The following is a 15846-nucleotide window of genomic DNA, read 5'->3' as shown; positions in this document are numbered from 1 at the left end:
AAGTGGGGAAACGTAAAATAACTTCTGAGGATTTGTTTAAGTTTAAATGGGTGAGCAGCCCTGCCATCTGTCCAGTCAGCAATCGTATTGCGTATGTATCGAAACAAGTTAACGAAGACAAAAGTGGATATGATACCGCCATTCGAATTGTATCAAGCAATGGAGAGCAGGATCGTGCCTGGACTCAAGGCTCAAAGGATACATCGCCTGCATGGTCGCAGGATGGAACATCATTTGCTTTTATCCGCAAGGATGGAGAGCATAATCAAGTCTGGATGATGGATGCTTCTGGCGGTGAAGCTTATGCGGTTACGAAGGCCGAGTCGGGTGTTACAAGCTTTGCTTTGTCACCGGATGGGCAGTACATACTTTATTTGTCCAAAGTAAGCGATGTTGCAGCATCTACTCAAGAAGGTGAAGATGTTCATAAACCAGGCAAGCAAGCTCTTGTCATCGATCGATTAATGTATAAGTCGGATGGGTCAGGGCTGTGGGATGGGAAAAGAACACATCTATTTGTGCACGACTGTGCAACAGGTGAAGCTAAAGCTTTAACGAATGGAAACTTTGATGTTACTAGTTTTGAATGGGCTCCGGATAGTACAACAATTGCATATACAGCAAAGAACATGCAAGATGAAACAGCTGATCCGGATCTGGTGCGGACGAATGACTTGTTCATCGTTGAACGTACGAATGGTGAATCTCGTAGATTAACAGATTCCGGCCTTTCGATTGGCAAACCAGTGTTTTCACATGATGGTCGAACAATTGCCTTCCAAGCTTCCGATTTCTCACATGGATTTGCGTCGCTGCAGCGTTTGTACACATTAACTTATCCAGAAGGTACCCTTACTTGTCGATCTCAGCACTTGGACTGGCAGCTTGGTAACAATGCAATTACAGATATGAAGGCTGGCGAGTTTGAAGGCCCAATATTCAGTAAAGATGACCAATCTATTTATACGCTCGCAACGATCGAAGGAAGTGTACACATCATTAAGTTTGGTCTAGATGGTACACACGAGCTATTGACTGAGGGGCCTCAAGAGATTATCCAATTTGAATTGACTACGGATGAGACAAGTATCGTTATGGTTAAGGCTGATTTCATGCAACCTGGCGCATTGTTCTCATATAATCTGGATACAAGCACGACTATCCAATTGACTCATCTTAATGATTCATTTTTAGAAGAGTTGGAATTAAGCAAGCCAGAGATATTCTGGTTGGAGACATCTGACGGCTGGAAGGTTCAAGGTTGGATGGTTCCACCTGTAGGCATGAAAAAAGGACGCAAGTACCCAACCATTCTAGAAATTCATGGCGGTCCACATGGCATGTACGCAAGCTCCTTTATGCATGAATTCCAATTGCTAGCTGCACAAGGCTATGCCGTTATTTATACGAACCCACGCGGTGGACATGGTTATGGCCAAAAGTTTGTAAATGCATGCCGCGGCGACTACGGTGGGCGAGACTATCAAGATTTAATGGAAGCCGTCGATTATGCAATTGCAAACTTTGATTATATTGATGAAAAACGCATAGGCGTGACAGGTGGAAGCTATGGCGGTTTCATGACGAACTGGATTGTCAGTCATACGGATCGTTTCGTGGCAGCTGTAACACAGCGCTCTATAAGCAATTGGATTTCATTCTATGGTGTAAGTGATATCGGATATTACTTTACGGAAGATCAAATTGACGGCAACGCATGGGCGGATATGGAGAAGCTGTGGAAGCACTCCCCAATTGCATATGTAGAAAAAATAAATACCCCTCTATTAATTTTGCATGGGGAACAAGATTTACGCTGTCCGATCGAACAAGCGGAGCAATTGTTTATTGCGCTGAAACGTCAGGGGAAAGAAACGCAGTTTGTTCGCTTCCCGGATGCTAACCATAACTTGTCTCGCAGCGGCCATCCAGAACTTCGTGTTGAACGATTAGATCGTATTGTGGGCTGGATGAATCGTTTTATTCCTGGCGGGGCTGTGTAACTTTGAATGTACTTATGAATGTATTCCTATGGAACACCATGTGCGTTGCTGTACTTGGTGTTCTTTTTACCATCAATACATAAATCAATTTCGAGTCAGTGAGCAGACGATAGGATCATCATAGTGAGCTGGAGATAAGGATGAGAAGAGGTGGGAGAAGATGAACGTACTGGATGATAAGAGCGATCAAAATCATAATGCTGACCCTACACCTACAAAAAACGAAAAATCTAATCGCTACGAACATATCAAGGGCATTATTTTCGACATGGATAATACACTGCTGCAATCGAAGATTGATTTCCAAGCTATGAAGCAAGAGACATATTCGTTCCTTGTGGAACATCACATTCTACCAGAAGGACTTCCTATTCAGCAGTACACAACCTCTACCATCATAGAAGAAGCGGTGGCAACCAATCGGATGTCAGCGGAGTTGCTGCAAGCGATGTGGGAAATACCTGTTAGGCATGAAGTAGCAGGTATGCATGGTGCAGTGCTGGAGCCAGGAGTGACGGAACTGCTGGAACAATTGCATGGATACTACCACTTAGCTGTAGTCACTAACAATTCAGAGAAAGCCGCCCATTCAGCTCTGAGAGATAACGGTATCATACACTATTTTGATCATGTTGCAGGAAGGGAACAAATGCAATCTCTAAAGCCATCCCCGGACGGTTTTTTGTATATTCTTAATTGTTACCCGACTACTGCGGCTGATGAGTGGTTATCAATAGGGGACTCTTGGATTGATGGAAAAGCATCCGAAAGAGCGGGAATCGAATTTATCGCTTACCGAGCAGACATAGAAAAGATGAAAAACGGAGAAGTATTTCCGAGGAAATATTTTAGCCATATTGGTGAGTTGATGAAGGTGCTGTCTTAAGTTTCAGCACAAGTACGTTTCAAATGATTGAGTAGGAATGATGAGAGCTTACAGCTTAGATGTAATTGTTAATTCGTATCTACAAACATATGCTACTTTCATAGGAGGCCAATTATGAGTCATCAAGATCAGGAATATACAGAAAGCGGTCAACCGATTTATCGCCATACGGAACGCAAACATGACTTTCAACTTGCTGAAGGGAATGAAGAATCAATTGAGAGGATTCGTAATCATATTGAGAAATATATAGGAAGGGTAGACAACGTATTTCACGAATTAATTTCCGATCTCGTTCATATTGATGTCTTTATGGTTGCCCCAACTCCAGAGAGAAATTATTATTCATTAATTACTTCCGGAATGAGCGAGCTGCCAATGACGGTGCCAGAAGGCGCAGAATCGTATTCGTATGCAGAATTGATGATCTGCCTGCCTCCGACATGGAACGTATCACAAGAGGGTTTCCAGAAGGAGGAAAACTATTGGCCTGTACGTTGGCTAAAAACAATGGCCAGGTTGCCACATGAATACGATACATGGTTGTATGCTGGACATACGATTCCAAATGGTGACCCTGCTGAGTCATATACGAATAATACCAAGTTGTCAGGCATGATGCTGGCCATTCCAACATTAGTGGATGATGTAGAAAGTTTTTTCAGCATGCCGTGCTCTGAAGATAAAGTTGTACATTTCTTTAGCTTGCTACCTTTATATCAGGAAGAAATGGATTTTAAGTTGAAAAAGGGTGTTGAGGATCTATTTGAGAAGCTTGAGCAAGCTGGTGTGAATGAAATTGTAAATATTAAGAGAAAAAATGTGTGCAAAAAATCATTTTGGATCTTTTAAGCTATTTCAAGCGGTATAGTACTACAATTATGTTTATACATAAAAATGCCCTTAACTACTAAAATGGTTAAGGGCATTTCTCTATTAAGTAGGCAGCGGAATGTATCCGCTAATTGTTAATTATTCCAAAGTGCCTGAAGGCCCAAAGAACTCATAATGGATACGATCAGGTGCAACATTAAGTTGCTGTAATTGTGTATTTATTGCTTTCATAAATGGTACAGGCCCACAGAAGTAGAAGTCTGCTTCTGCAAGATGGTCCGTGGATAGTACGGACTTAAGCCAAGTGGCATCGATGTAGCCTTCATGATCACAGTCTGTATCCACTGCTCTTTCTTCGTAGCAAGTCAATACTTTAACATGAGCATGCTCTTGGGACAGTTTATCCACTTCGTTCCGTAAAGCATGATGATTACGGTTCTTTGCTGCATGGATATAAATTGTTTCGCGTGCTGGTTCCTGCTCAGCGAGTGTATGCAGCATGCTCACCATTGGTGTTAATCCTACGCCGCCGCTGATAAGAACAACAGGAGTGCTCTTATCTTGAGCTAGGGTGAAATCACCAGCAGGTGGAGTGAGCTCTAATGTATCTCCAACGTGGACAGCATCGTGCAAGTAACAGGAAACGATTCCTCCAGCTTTATTATCGTTAGCTCCCTCGCGCTTGACCGTAATTCGATATAAATCTCCGCCTGGTGCAAGTGACAAACTGTAATGGCGAAGGTGTGTATTTGCTGAACCGTCTGGCTTCACACGAACCGTAATATATTGTCCTGGCGCAAAATGAGCAATAGGAGCATTATCATGTGGTTTCAGATAGAAAGAAGTAATGAATTCCGTTTCTTGAACTTTGCGCATAACAATGAAGGGACGATAGTCGCTCCAACCGCCTGGCTGCTGCTCTGCTTCCTTATACATATCATCTTCTACTTGGATAAATACATTGGCGATAACCCCATAAGCTTCCCCCCAAGCCGAAATAATTTCGTCTGTAGCTGCGTCTCCGAGCACGTCTTTTATAGCCATGAGCAAGTATTTTCCTACGATAGGATAGTGCTCTGGCTTAACATTGAGCGCCCGATGCTTATGTCCAATTTGCTTAACGACAGGAAGAAGGGTTTCGAGTTTATCGATATTTGCAGCAGCTGCGTAAACTACATTAGCTAGTGCGGTTGGCTGACGGTGTTGACTTTGATTCACATGATTAAAAATATTGAGCAGTTCAGGATGAGCCTCGAACATAATCGTGTAAAAACGCTTCGTAATGGCAGTACCATGTTCGCCGAGAACAGGAACTGTAGATTTAACAATTTCAATAGTACGGGAAGATAGCATAGTGGTGTCCTCCATCCATTTTCAATAGTGACTTAATTTCTGTATAGTTGTAGTTTGGTTCATTGATAGTTAGCACTAAATTAGCCGCCAGTCATTCATTTTCCTTCACACGTTGATTTTAATTTTTTCTAATCTGTCACAGTGTGATTGAACGCACATGGAATGTGATAGGTTCATGAACATCTTGTGGAAAAGTCATTCCATTGGTTGAAAATAAAGTCAATAGTGTCCTTGTAGGAGCATTTAAGAGCAAATCCAAGAGGAAGCAGAACTTGCATGGAGATCTTCTGCTTTTCTAACGGTTCATTCCGTTATACAGCGAACGGCGCCGATATTTGAGGGATAAGGCTGCTTTGGAGCGTAATAATTATATGGTATAATATACGTAAGTGAGAGAGTAATCTCTAACTCAAACCAAACAAAAGAAAGGATCAGGATACCAATGCGTCCCCGAAGGATGATGCCCCAAAGGACAATCTGGAAACGTTATGATCTTTCCTACATCTAGCTTCCCTTCGCAGAGTAAAGTTGCCACGACGGTATGACAGACTGCGGAAAAGGAAGCGAGAACTATGATGATTCGAAGGATGAAGTCCTCATCTCTTGCCCTCGCTTGTCTGTCGAAGGACAATGACAACAGAAGCGAGAGGGTACTATGATGAGGAGAAACGAACAATTACGTAAGATTGCATGGATGTTGCTAGGATCCGTATTACTAGCATTTAGTTATTATCACATTAACTTTCAGAACAACTTGGCTGAAGGTGGATTTGTAGGGTTGGCGTTGCTCGGCAAATATGCATTTGACTGGTCGCCAGCGGTTACAGTACTTGTATTAGATATTCCTGTTTTTATCGCGGCATGGTTTTTGAAAGGCCGTACCTTTATTATGAACACAGCGATTGCTGCAGGAGCGTTTTCGCTTACGTACTATTTGTGCGAGCAGTTTTCCACGCTCGTGCTTGACTTCGGCCCTAATTTGTTCTGGGCGGCTGTCGTATCCGGTATTTTAACTGGATTCGGAGCAGGACTGGTGCTGCGCTTTGGCGGAGCTACTGGCGGTGACGATATTATGGCTTTATTCGTAAGCCGTGTCACCAAGTTAAGTATAGGTACTGTATTTATTATATTTGACGTAGTCGTATTGCTAATATCCTTGATGTATTTGCCACTGATGGATGTGTTATACACGATTCTTGCGGTCGGCATTGCTGGTCAAGTTATTACATGGACGGTACAAGGTGGAATTACCGTACATCGTCCAGTAGTAGAGAAAGTTCAGTCTAAGGCTGCTGCTGTATCTGCTTCACCTACAGCAATACGTCACTCGTGATGAATAACATAAAGATAATAATTAACATGAAGAAGAACCGTCTAGTTTTTTTCAATAAGATTGAAGGAAACTGGGCGGTTTTTGTGCATTTATACATACAACGGTAGGAGTTGAAGTCGCATATGAGACGCATTTTAGTAATGGGTGGTACAAGGTTTTTTGGAAAAAGACTAGTACAGCGCTTGTTGGAAAATGGAGATCACGTTACGATTGCTACGCGTGGAATCACTGCTGATTCCTTTGGCGAACAAGTACAGCGTGTCATCTTAGATCGCGCAGACCGTCATTCCGTTCAAGCTGCTGCTCAACTGGGCGAGTGGGATCTAGTTTACGATAACATATGTTATTCTCCCGAATCCGCACAGTATGCGGTTGAGGCGTTTGAAGGGCGAGTAGGTCATTATGTATTTACCTCCACCTTATCGGTATACAATCCTTCTGGCAAGTTGCATGTTGAAGCTGATTTCGATCCATACCGTGTAGATTTGGATGAACCACTAGGTGAGGAGCAGCTTTCCTATCAAAAAGGGAAGCAGCTATGCGAAGCCGTGTTTCATCAGAAGGCTGCATTTCCTGTTTCTTCTGTACGGTTTCCAATCGTGCTTGGGCCAGATGATTATACGAAACGGTTGGAATACCATCTTGAGAGAGTGAACAACGAAATTCCTGTTTATATGCCAAATGTGGAAGCGCGAATGAACTTTATTCACTCTAGTGAAGCTGCGGCTTTCCTAGAGTGGGCGGGCAAGCATTCATGGACAGGACCGATTAATGCTTGTTCCAATGGAATGATTCAGCTAACCGATGTAATGAACATTGTGGAGCAGGCAGTTGGGAAGAAAGCAATCATCACAAACACTGGGATCGACGCTGATCGTTCTCCGTTTGGCGTGCCAGACAGTTGGTTAATGGATAATAGCTCTGCTCGTCAAGCTGGGTTTGAATTTGATGAGTTGCACGATTGGCTGCCATCGTTGGCAAAAGAGCTTACTGCGAGGTAGTAGGAGTAGTATTCAGCTAACTGAATAGGAAGAAAATTTCGTTTACATAAAAAGTCGAGGTGTAGGAACAGACTCTGTTCCTACACCTCGACTTTTTTTAGTTGTGTCTGACTTATAGGACAAATATGCAGTTATTTTTTCTATATATACGTAAGTCAGAGGAAATATCCACAAATGTGCATTTATTTTTACATCTATACCTTCTTTAAGGGCATAATCATCGAAATTAACTGCACATTTGTCCATATTTGCTGCCTAATTCAGAAAGTCACTTAAAATAGATGCATTTTTGTCCTGTTTATCCTATTATTATGCCGCTTAGGCGGTGGATTTTGCGCGCTGACTTTAGATCCTAACAGTTCTCTACGACGATGACAGTAGTCCGCTTGATTTTTATTTTTTAAAACAAGCAAGCATATTTTAAGATTAGATGTGAATAATGTGTGAAAAAAGTATGGATTATTTGTGAATGAGTGCGTTATACTATACATATACAGTTCCAACACGCGCTCGGCAACATCATTCATTTTCCTTCATCTACAGGCCGCTGCTGCCCTTACCTCATGTCAGTCGAACTTATCATACTTGCAAATAAGCGTGATTACGGAACTGAGATTCCCTCTAGTTACAGATTCAGATGTCTATTCAGTACGTTCATTTCCTTTATTAATGGTGAAAAGTAAATAATCATCCAACCAATTTGTAAGCGTTGCCAGAGCATGTCCGATTAAGAATATGTCTTATTTGGCTCCTTCACTTGAATGGATGAATTCGTATGCATCATGAATGGACAGAAGGCTGGGATGATAAAGAGAAGGCCATAATTATGAATATGGATGCCGGGAGGTAATGATGATGAAACGAAAAATGTTATGGTTGTTTGTCATTATGTTTATTGCTGTTGGAGGATTTTTTCAGTATTTTATTTGGACGGATCAATTGCAAGCAGCAGCTCAGCAAACAGCTGAAGTTGCTCAGACGGCGCAGTTACAAGCTGGAGCATATACTCCAGATTTTTCGTGGCAGGATGGAACAACAGTTACGTTGGGTAGAAAAATTCAATTTTTGATGTATTCAGCTGGTTATGTATTTGCTTGTGGAATTTTGTTAGTTATGATGAAAAGAATGCCTCGCTCCTAGTGGATATAAAGCTTAGTATCCAACATTGACCGAGCACATTATGATTACATCGAAGCCAATTGCGACAGAAAGTTGTAGGAAGTTGCAGTAAGTTGGATGTAATTTAACAATTATTCCTTATTTATTTGCTCAAGAATGCATGTTCGCTTCACTTGCTGCATATGTTTGTACCATTACATGGTCGAGCGTTCGCGCAAGGAGGGGTGAGGATGGAAGCGGTTATCAAAGTACTTTTGGATAAGTTGCCGCCTTGGGGTTATCATTTATTTGCTGTCGTATTGGCAGTAGGGTTGTTGTTTTATTTTGTCCGTACCATGTACATTAATAAGAAATTTAGTGAAATGATTACGGATGTATTGAAGCGGGATGAACGATTGCAGGGCTATCAGGAGAAGATGGAACAAGTTCAAACGGATAAACTGAGCAGCGAGCAGGCTGCACAGCAGACAAATTCCGCTTTGCGTAATATGAAGCCTTTTCTTGAGACGTTAAATGACCTGCGATCCACGCAGGATGCCTATAACGTACTGACAGATACTGCGTTCTTAATGCAAAGGATGCTTGACATGATTGCTATCGACATGAAACGCAAGCCTGGCGGACATCATCGATGCGGCATTTGGCTGTATGCGGAACAGAAGCTGACACTTCGCTTCGCCTCAGCTGGTTTCCCAAAGCATTACGTGGGTGAACGGCAGCTTCATGTTGATCGTTCAGTTGCTGGGCGCAGCTATCGCAAGCAATCAATTATCCAATGCGCTGATGTTACAAGGGATGAGGACTGGGAACGAAATACGGATTCCAAAAGTCCATACCAAACCCTGCTTTGCCTCCCGCTTGGTTCATATGGAGTTATGACCGTAGATGGGATAGAGCCGTTTAGTGAAGCTAGTCGATTAATCGGTGAGCTCTATGCCGAAATTGCTACGGGTGTACTCGCTGAACATGTTCAGGCCTATCAACGCTGGTCAGATCAGATGAATCGAAGCATTCATGATGGATTGTCCTTGTCAGAAGAGGAAGTAGGGCAGAACTTAGGTATCTGACCTTAGGTCGCAGTAGTTTACTTTCTATGTCGCTCTAATGATGACTCATCGATATTTTTATTCCAATGTCGTCTTTTCAAGCAGGTCTTGGTGTTGAGCCATAGACCTGCTTTTATGTATTTATTATAAGCGAACAGTTGTTTGTTTGATGGTCTGCTGGTATGATAGGAACATTAAAAATGAGGAAAATTATACATATGAAATGAGGTGGGTAGAACATGTGGAGGAACCGTAATGTATGGATCGTCTTAGCTGGTGAATTTATTGCAAGCCTAGGCTTATGGATGTCTATTATCGCCAACCTGGAATTTATGCAGGCACATGTCCCTTCTGACTTTATGAAGTCGTTGATCCTGTTTACAGGCTTGTTAGCAGGTGTGTTGGTTGGTCCACTAGCGGGAAGAGTTATCGATGCTAATAAGAAAAAGACGATACTCATTTATTCAGGTATTGGACGGTTAATTAGTGTGTGCTTCATGTTTGTTGCACTTGCTTTTGATTCGGTAGCATGGATGGTCATGTTCGCTATATTTTTACAAATATCAGCCGCATTCACCTTACCTGCTTTACAAGCGTTAATTCCACAAATTGTGGCTGAAAAAGATCTTATTACATTGAATGGGGTTAATATGAACGCTTCTACCATAGCGCGAATATTAGGTACGGCAGCAGCAGGTAGCTTATTAATGGTCGTTGATTTATATACGTTGTATATGGCCTCATTTGTCGCTTATGTGTTGTTGTTACTCTCAACGATGATGCTGCGTGTAGATGAAACGCAATTGGATGATAAGAAAAAACAGCATGGAGCGAAAGGAAGCTTTAAAGAAGTAATTCCGATGCTAAAGAACATGCCTGTAGCGACAATGGCACTCATCATTTCTATCGTTCCATTGCTATTCATTGGTGCATTCAACCTTATGGTTATCAATATTAGTGAAATGCATCAAAGTTCCCAAATTAAAGGTGCCTTATATGCGGTGGAAGGGATTTGCTTTATCGTAGCTGCTTTTCTTGTACGGCGTATTTCAGGTAACGGTAATTTGCTGAATCGGTTATATCTCTTCTCCTTCATGATAGCCATATCTCAATTCATGTTGTTATTTGCAGACTATGCCTGGGTTGCGCTGGCTTCATTCGGGTTGTTTGGTTTTGCGGCAGGTTGTTATTTCCCGCTGCTCTCAACTTATTTTCAGACGACGATTCCTAAAGAATATCATGGTCGCTTCTTCTCATTCCGCAGCATGATTGATCGGGTTATGTTCCAAGTCGTGCTCCTGACGGTAGGTTTGCTGTTGGATACGATCGGGCTGCAATATATGGCTGGTATCTTCGGCGCATTGTCTCTCGTATTGATTCTAATATCCATGCTGCGCTTTACGCAGGAGAAACAAGTAAAGACAGCCGCATCCACCGAGCAAGCGCAATAAAAGCACAATAGTACTTGAAACCAATACGAACATCCATCAAGAACGATAAAAAGGCCGCATTACACTGCACACGTGAACTAAGTGTGGTGTCTGCGGCCTTCTTCATTGAATTGAGGTATTGTTATTATAAAAGCAATGTAATAACAAGCAGTTCATACAGCACGAGAGGTAGAATAACGTTGCTTACATTTCTGTGCTCCTGTGGCGCAGCATATCCTCCAGCGCCAGCTTGGGAAGCTTGAGCAACTGCGGTAGGCATCATCACTTCGAGTAATAGAAAACTTCCATCGACCCCAACGATCTTGCCTTCATACATATTTCCATTATCAAGTGTAATCCGAACGGTTCTATGAAGATGAGGTTGGAGTACCTCTTGCATCGTGTCACGATACGTTTTCCATTTCGCTAGCACATCTAGATTGCCTTGATATAAAATGCCGGGCTTAGGTTGTTGGCAGGAGCATGGCATGTTGTCATTACCTCCATCTAACGATACATTTCTCATTACTGTATGTATACGCCTAGGTAACGGTTCCTCTTTACTTGTATGTATATTCCTGATTTAATGAATGGAAAGAGATGTAAATGAGGTGAGAGGATACAACATGGATGATGCAGTAAGTAGCGAACAGCTACATGACATTGTAGCGATAGCGGCATTGGTATTCGGAGTAGCACCAAGTGAAATGATTGAAATTGGTGGTTTTGAAAGCTATGTCTATGAGTTCAGTAAAGACAAAAAATCCTTCATACTTAAAATCATTCACCGAGAACGTCGTACCAAATTAATGCTGTTGGCAGAAGTGGACTATATCAATTATTTAGCTGAGCATGGCATATCTGTATCTCGTTGTATTCCAACTATAGATGGGCAGTATGTATATAAGGTAGGGCAATTTTACTTTGTGGGTTATGAGAAGGCTAAGGGCGATAAAGTGGGAGAAGAGGATTGGGGACCTGACTTATTTGTACAGTTAGGAGACATTGTAGGTCGAATGCATCGACTTGCAGAGGTGTATTCACCTTCAGATCCTTCTTATGTTCGCTCACAATGGTATGACGAGCCGCGCTTAAACCATTTTTCGGAATTGTTGCAGGGACAACCAGCTGTCATTACATATGGACAAAAGGTGTTGGAGCAGCTGCATGCTTTTCCTGTGACGTCTCAGAACTATGGGCTAATCCATTATGACTGTCATCGCGGCAATTATTTTGTTGCAGACGGACAAATTACTTTATTTGATTTTGATGATATGCAGTACAACTGGTATGTAAACGATATAGCTGTCATTTTATATTATGTGATAAAAGGCAATCAGATTGGCCAGAACAGTCAGAATATTCGGGAATTCTTGGCCTGTTTCGTAGAAGGGTACACGCGGCATCGTACATTGGAGCGCGAAGAGCTGGAGCGAATACCGACCTTTTTAAAGCTCCGTCAATTCCTACTGTATATTGCGGTAAGTGAAAAGCAAGCGGCAGGGCAGCTTACGGAGAGAATGAAGTCTACGCTCGACCGTATTCGTGGTGAGATTGAACGTAATGAAGAAATAATAGATGTAAATCTTCTTTTTTGAATCGGATAAGCAGCTGTCTGCAACAATATAAGTTGGAGGGTCGTCTATGAACAAAATGATAAGAAAGGAGCAAGGCTATGAAGAAAAAGATAGCAATCGTTATGTTGGTTGTATTTGGCGTACTTGGATCGACTGTCTATGCCGCTCCGCCTATGCCTGAGTTTAAGAAGCCTGTTAAGTTAATCCATGATCGGTTGGAGGAGAATCTGACGCGCGCAGAGTTGGCAACCGTTCTTGCTCGTTTATTTGAACTTCGGTCAACGGAGGCAGCATCCTTCGAAGATACGAAAGCACATTGGGCAGTTAACAATGGAGCGATACCTGCAGTTGTGGAAGCGAAGCTAATGACAGGGGTATCGAATAAGCATTTTAAACCGAATGAGAAGGTAACGCTGGAACAACTTCTCGTTGCTTTAATGAAAGGTTTTAAAGTTCCGATTGTAGGTACTGCTCCCATGAAAACAGAACCACAAGAATTATGGGATACCTCTGACTGGGCTTCTCCTTACGTCTTCACGGCATTGAATAAAGGAATATTGACGGAGGTAACTTCGTTCCGTACTGAAGTAAAGCGTAAAGATGTAACTACACTGGTGAGAATGTTGGCAAATATAGATACGGCACAACGGACAGCAGATCCGTTAAAGACAGATGTTCAGATTAGTACGGATGCAGCCACAGGGCAAACAAATTTTTTATTTACCGTACGAAATACAGGATCTGAGACGTTGTTGTTGGAGTACAATACATCGCAACGATTTGACTTAATTATAAAGGATGGAACAGGATCTATCGTCGAGCATTTATCTGCGGATCAAATGTTTATGCAAGTTCTTGGAGAGGAATCCTTGTCTCCAAATGAGACGGTGACTTACGATCATCAAGCGAAGTTGGAGCGGGGCAAATCGTATTCGGTAGAGTTTTGGATTACGGCGAAAGATAATAGTGCACGCGTCATTAAGCAATTTACGGTTCAGTAATGGAACAACTATATAATTGAATGATGCGAAAAGATGATTCCTGAGCAATACGGGGTCATCTTTTTTGATATCATTTTTATTTATAGCATAAAGATCGGTGAACCGTATCATAAATAAGGTCAAGTTTTTTTGCGGAATTCCTTGCGGGGCATGAGTTTGTATATATGTGTGTAGGTTTCGGGCTAAAGGCTATTCAATGGACATCGATCAAACCACATTTTAGTTCGCTTCTTCGAATGGCGGACTTCGCAAAGTGGGGAGGGTCAAAATTATAATATATGCACCAAAAATGGCTTAATCCGGTTTGGCAGGGCTGAATATGTCCTATAAAAAAGGGCTTCCACACATTGAGTTTTTCTTTCGGCTGTTAGGCCGGAGGTGCTAATGTCGAGAAGCCCTTAATTTTATTGTTTGCAGTAACATATCAAATGCCTCGGAGGTTCAAGAATTTTAGTATCCTATCTGCTTGGTTGACAATTAGGTGGCCCGTATTAGGCAGTAGTTCGATCTTAGCTTGTTGTGCAAATTGTTTAAGTCGCATAATACTCTTGCTTGCAGGTATTAATTGATCAGAATCGCCAAAAAGCATTAATATCGGCATAGTTAATTGATAAAGCAACTGATCACTGAATACTGGCATTTTTGCCGTTCGTGGTTTGAAATATTTAAACGTAAGTGATGAGAATGCAAGATCTTCTCCCAATCTGGATAACGATGAAGAAGAACTATTACCGCCACCCACTAATTTGAGTGTTTGAAGCTGGCCCCATTTTCCAAGTAGTGAGAAAAAAATTGCTTTCCATAGGAAACTGGCTTTTTCAGGTGCAAGCCCTCCGGGACAAAGCAAAACCAAATTATCAACCTTATCCGGATAGGTGGTGGCGAAACTCAATGCAATCCAGCCACCTAATGACATAGCTACAATTGAACAGCTGCTTAATCTAAGTGCAGTTATTGTTTCATTCAACCATAGAGCATATGCATCACTTTCGTAGTTTGGTCTAATTGCCGCTGATAATCCTGCTTCTCCAATAATGTCGATTGCATAGACATTGTGGGTTTTAGAAAGAGAAGCTACATCGCCGTACCAAGTGTAAGAATTTGATACGCTTCCATGCAGGAGGATTAACGGGGGACTGTCCTTTGATCCAGACTCTATGACAAAAGTCGGTCCAAGACTTGTCTCAACTACGTATTGGTGGTTTTCCACTGGCCAGCTGGCAAGTATTTTTCGATACTGTCCTAAAACTTCTCGTTTACCTTCTTCTGACCTATATATATTTTCCATTATAACTCTCCTTTCTTTCTATTTCAGAAGCCATTTTTCAGCTTCTTCTTTACTTTCATACAATCTAAAATGATTGCCTTTGTTCGTTTCCATGGCCATTTCTTTGAATCTGCCTTTTTGAATTGTCTCCTGAGGAATAATAGCAGTAGCTTTAATACCATAGTTTGTAAATTTCTGGATCATATTGCCGGCTAATTTGGTCTTAAGCTTGAAGAAGTCTTCTGATAAGGTTGCATAGTGTATCATAAGCACATTTGTCTCATGTTCCCAGCATAAAGCTATTAGATCAAGTGCATCATTCTCTGTACTTAAAGGCTCAGTAGTAGAAATCAGCTCAATATATTTTTTACTCTCTATTTCTCTAATTTGATAGTTCATTTTCTCCTCTTCCTCTACAACTTCATTTTTAAACAACTTCTGACGAGTTTCTCGGACCCAATTAAGTTCATTATTATAGGTTGATATGATGTTTTCTGAAATCATTTCCCATATTAAGCTTTCCCTATTGCTTCTATTAGGTGAATGAAGAGCACGTCTGTATTTCTCATTCTGCATAATCAAGTGCAGTTTGATTTCATTTTCATATTTTGAGAGTGCCTTACTTAATTCTTGATTACTTAACATATCTGACCATGCAAGCTGCACCAAAAATGTTTTTTTTATTTCTGGAACTTCTGGTGATGACACAAGCCACTTTTTTAGTTCTTTAAGTCCTTCTTCTGTTATGGAATATATTTTTTTTGAAGGAGAGTTATCCTGATGGACCACTTCACTAGTAACAAAATTTTCATTTTCCATGTACATTAGAGCTTTGTAAATTTGATTATTATTACCGGACCAATACATGAAGGAGGAATCCTCAAAAATCTTTTTTAATTCATATCCTGTTGAGGACTTCCAACTCAGAATGCCTAATATTGCTAATTGGATTGACATTATTACACCTCGTTATGAATAACATAGGTTAAGAGTAAC

General features: G+C 41.5%; 14 protein-coding genes. 10 read left to right on the top strand and 4 right to left on the bottom strand.

Annotated features, from left to right (window positions below; all coding sequences use genetic code 11):
* The first annotated feature begins 2 nt into the window (after nt 1–2).
* The 3 genes from FPZ44_RS13935 (at nt 3) to FPZ44_RS13925 (ending at nt 3741) form a co-directional block, all read left to right on the top strand.
* Nucleotides 3–2003, top strand: a complete 2001-nt coding sequence (locus tag FPZ44_RS13935; protein ID WP_144991134.1) for a S9 family peptidase — start codon at nt 3–5, stop codon at nt 2001–2003.
* A 160-nt stretch (nt 2004–2163) separates the two neighbouring features.
* A complete protein-coding gene (locus tag FPZ44_RS13930; RefSeq protein WP_144991132.1) occupies nt 2164–2889 on the top strand; it encodes an HAD family hydrolase in 726 nt (241 codons plus the stop codon).
* 114 nt (nt 2890–3003) lie between these two features.
* Nucleotides 3004–3741, top strand: a complete 738-nt coding sequence (locus FPZ44_RS13925) for a suppressor of fused domain protein (RefSeq protein ID WP_144991130.1) — start codon at nt 3004–3006, stop codon at nt 3739–3741.
* 120 nt (nt 3742–3861) lie between these two features.
* Here FPZ44_RS13925 and hmpA read toward each other — a convergent pair whose 3' ends face one another.
* Nucleotides 3862–5076 carry an NO-inducible flavohemoprotein gene (hmpA, locus tag FPZ44_RS13920; protein ID WP_144991128.1) on the bottom strand — a complete coding sequence of 405 codons (1215 nt, stop codon included), beginning with the start codon at nt 5074–5076 and terminating at the stop codon, nt 3862–3864.
* Between the two features lie 655 nt (nt 5077–5731).
* Here hmpA and FPZ44_RS13915 point away from each other — a divergent pair.
* The 5 genes from FPZ44_RS13915 (at nt 5732) to FPZ44_RS13895 (ending at nt 11026) form a co-directional block, all read left to right on the top strand.
* Nucleotides 5732–6409, top strand: a complete 678-nt coding sequence (locus FPZ44_RS13915; RefSeq protein ID WP_418789151.1) for a YitT family protein — start codon at nt 5732–5734, stop codon at nt 6407–6409.
* Nucleotides 6410–6531: 122 nt separating this feature from the next.
* On the top strand, nt 6532–7410 hold the full coding sequence (locus FPZ44_RS13910) for an NAD-dependent epimerase/dehydratase family protein (RefSeq protein WP_144991126.1): 879 nt from the start codon (nt 6532–6534) through the stop codon (nt 7408–7410).
* 855 nt (nt 7411–8265) lie between these two features.
* On the top strand, nt 8266–8550 hold the full coding sequence (locus tag FPZ44_RS13905) for a hypothetical protein (protein ID WP_144991124.1): 285 nt from the start codon (nt 8266–8268) through the stop codon (nt 8548–8550).
* Between the two features lie 209 nt (nt 8551–8759).
* Nucleotides 8760–9596: a GAF domain-containing protein gene (locus FPZ44_RS13900; RefSeq protein WP_186786045.1), complete on the top strand. Its 837-nt coding sequence runs from the start codon at nt 8760–8762 to the stop codon at nt 9594–9596.
* Nucleotides 9597–9814: 218 nt separating this feature from the next.
* Entirely contained in the window at nt 9815–11026 is a 1212-nt protein-coding gene (locus FPZ44_RS13895) for an MFS transporter (RefSeq protein ID WP_144991122.1), read from the top strand.
* A gap of 124 nt (nt 11027–11150) precedes the next feature.
* Here FPZ44_RS13895 and FPZ44_RS13890 read toward each other — a convergent pair whose 3' ends face one another.
* On the bottom strand, nt 11151–11495 hold the full coding sequence (locus FPZ44_RS13890; RefSeq protein WP_144991120.1) for a hypothetical protein: 345 nt from the start codon (nt 11493–11495) through the stop codon (nt 11151–11153).
* Nucleotides 11496–11631: 136 nt separating this feature from the next.
* On the opposite strand from FPZ44_RS13890, the gene FPZ44_RS13885 reads away from it, so the two are divergent.
* Together FPZ44_RS13885 and FPZ44_RS13880 are read left to right on the top strand one after the other, a co-directional pair.
* Nucleotides 11632–12603, top strand: a complete 972-nt coding sequence (locus tag FPZ44_RS13885) for a phosphotransferase enzyme family protein (protein WP_186786044.1) — start codon at nt 11632–11634, stop codon at nt 12601–12603.
* Nucleotides 12604–12680: 77 nt separating this feature from the next.
* Nucleotides 12681–13583: a BsuPI-related putative proteinase inhibitor gene (locus FPZ44_RS13880; protein WP_144991116.1), complete on the top strand. Its 903-nt coding sequence runs from the start codon at nt 12681–12683 to the stop codon at nt 13581–13583.
* 424 nt (nt 13584–14007) lie between these two features.
* Here the strand turns inward: FPZ44_RS13880 and FPZ44_RS13875 are convergent, their stop codons facing one another.
* Complete coding sequence (locus tag FPZ44_RS13875; protein ID WP_144991114.1) at nt 14008–14871, bottom strand: alpha/beta fold hydrolase; 864 nt, start codon at nt 14869–14871, stop codon at nt 14008–14010.
* A gap of 18 nt (nt 14872–14889) precedes the next feature.
* Nucleotides 14890–15807, bottom strand: a complete 918-nt coding sequence (locus FPZ44_RS13870) for a DUF4180 domain-containing protein (protein ID WP_144991111.1) — start codon at nt 15805–15807, stop codon at nt 14890–14892.
* Between the last annotated feature and the right edge of the window lie 39 nt (nt 15808–15846).

Source organism: Paenibacillus agilis (genome assembly GCF_007786455.1).
Classification (GTDB): Bacteria; Bacillota; Bacilli; order Paenibacillales; family Paenibacillaceae; genus Paenibacillus_B; species Paenibacillus_B agilis.
Note: the sequence above shows the minus strand (reverse complement) of the source record. Positions and strands in the feature narration are given on the sequence as shown.

Coding starts and splice junctions, on each gene's coding strand:
- FPZ44_RS13890 (WP_144991120.1), bottom strand. CDS start 11,495: ATGCCATGCTCCTGCCAACAACCTAAGCCCGGCATTTTATATCAAGGC.
- FPZ44_RS13870 (WP_144991111.1), bottom strand. CDS start 15,807: ATGTCAATCCAATTAGCAATATTAGGCATTCTGAGTTGGAAGTCCTCA.
- FPZ44_RS13915 (WP_418789151.1), top strand. CDS start 5,732: ATGATGAGGAGAAACGAACAATTACGTAAGATTGCATGGATGTTGCTA.
- FPZ44_RS13885 (WP_186786044.1), top strand. CDS start 11,632: ATGGATGATGCAGTAAGTAGCGAACAGCTACATGACATTGTAGCGATA.
- FPZ44_RS13905 (WP_144991124.1), top strand. CDS start 8,266: ATGAAACGAAAAATGTTATGGTTGTTTGTCATTATGTTTATTGCTGTT.
- FPZ44_RS13900 (WP_186786045.1), top strand. CDS start 8,760: ATGGAAGCGGTTATCAAAGTACTTTTGGATAAGTTGCCGCCTTGGGGT.
- FPZ44_RS13930 (WP_144991132.1), top strand. CDS start 2,164: ATGAACGTACTGGATGATAAGAGCGATCAAAATCATAATGCTGACCCT.
- hmpA (WP_144991128.1), bottom strand. CDS start 5,076: ATGCTATCTTCCCGTACTATTGAAATTGTTAAATCTACAGTTCCTGTT.
- FPZ44_RS13910 (WP_144991126.1), top strand. CDS start 6,532: ATGAGACGCATTTTAGTAATGGGTGGTACAAGGTTTTTTGGAAAAAGA.
- FPZ44_RS13895 (WP_144991122.1), top strand. CDS start 9,815: ATGTGGAGGAACCGTAATGTATGGATCGTCTTAGCTGGTGAATTTATT.
- FPZ44_RS13880 (WP_144991116.1), top strand. CDS start 12,681: ATGAAGAAAAAGATAGCAATCGTTATGTTGGTTGTATTTGGCGTACTT.
- FPZ44_RS13925 (WP_144991130.1), top strand. CDS start 3,004: ATGAGTCATCAAGATCAGGAATATACAGAAAGCGGTCAACCGATTTAT.
- FPZ44_RS13875 (WP_144991114.1), bottom strand. CDS start 14,871: ATGGAAAATATATATAGGTCAGAAGAAGGTAAACGAGAAGTTTTAGGA.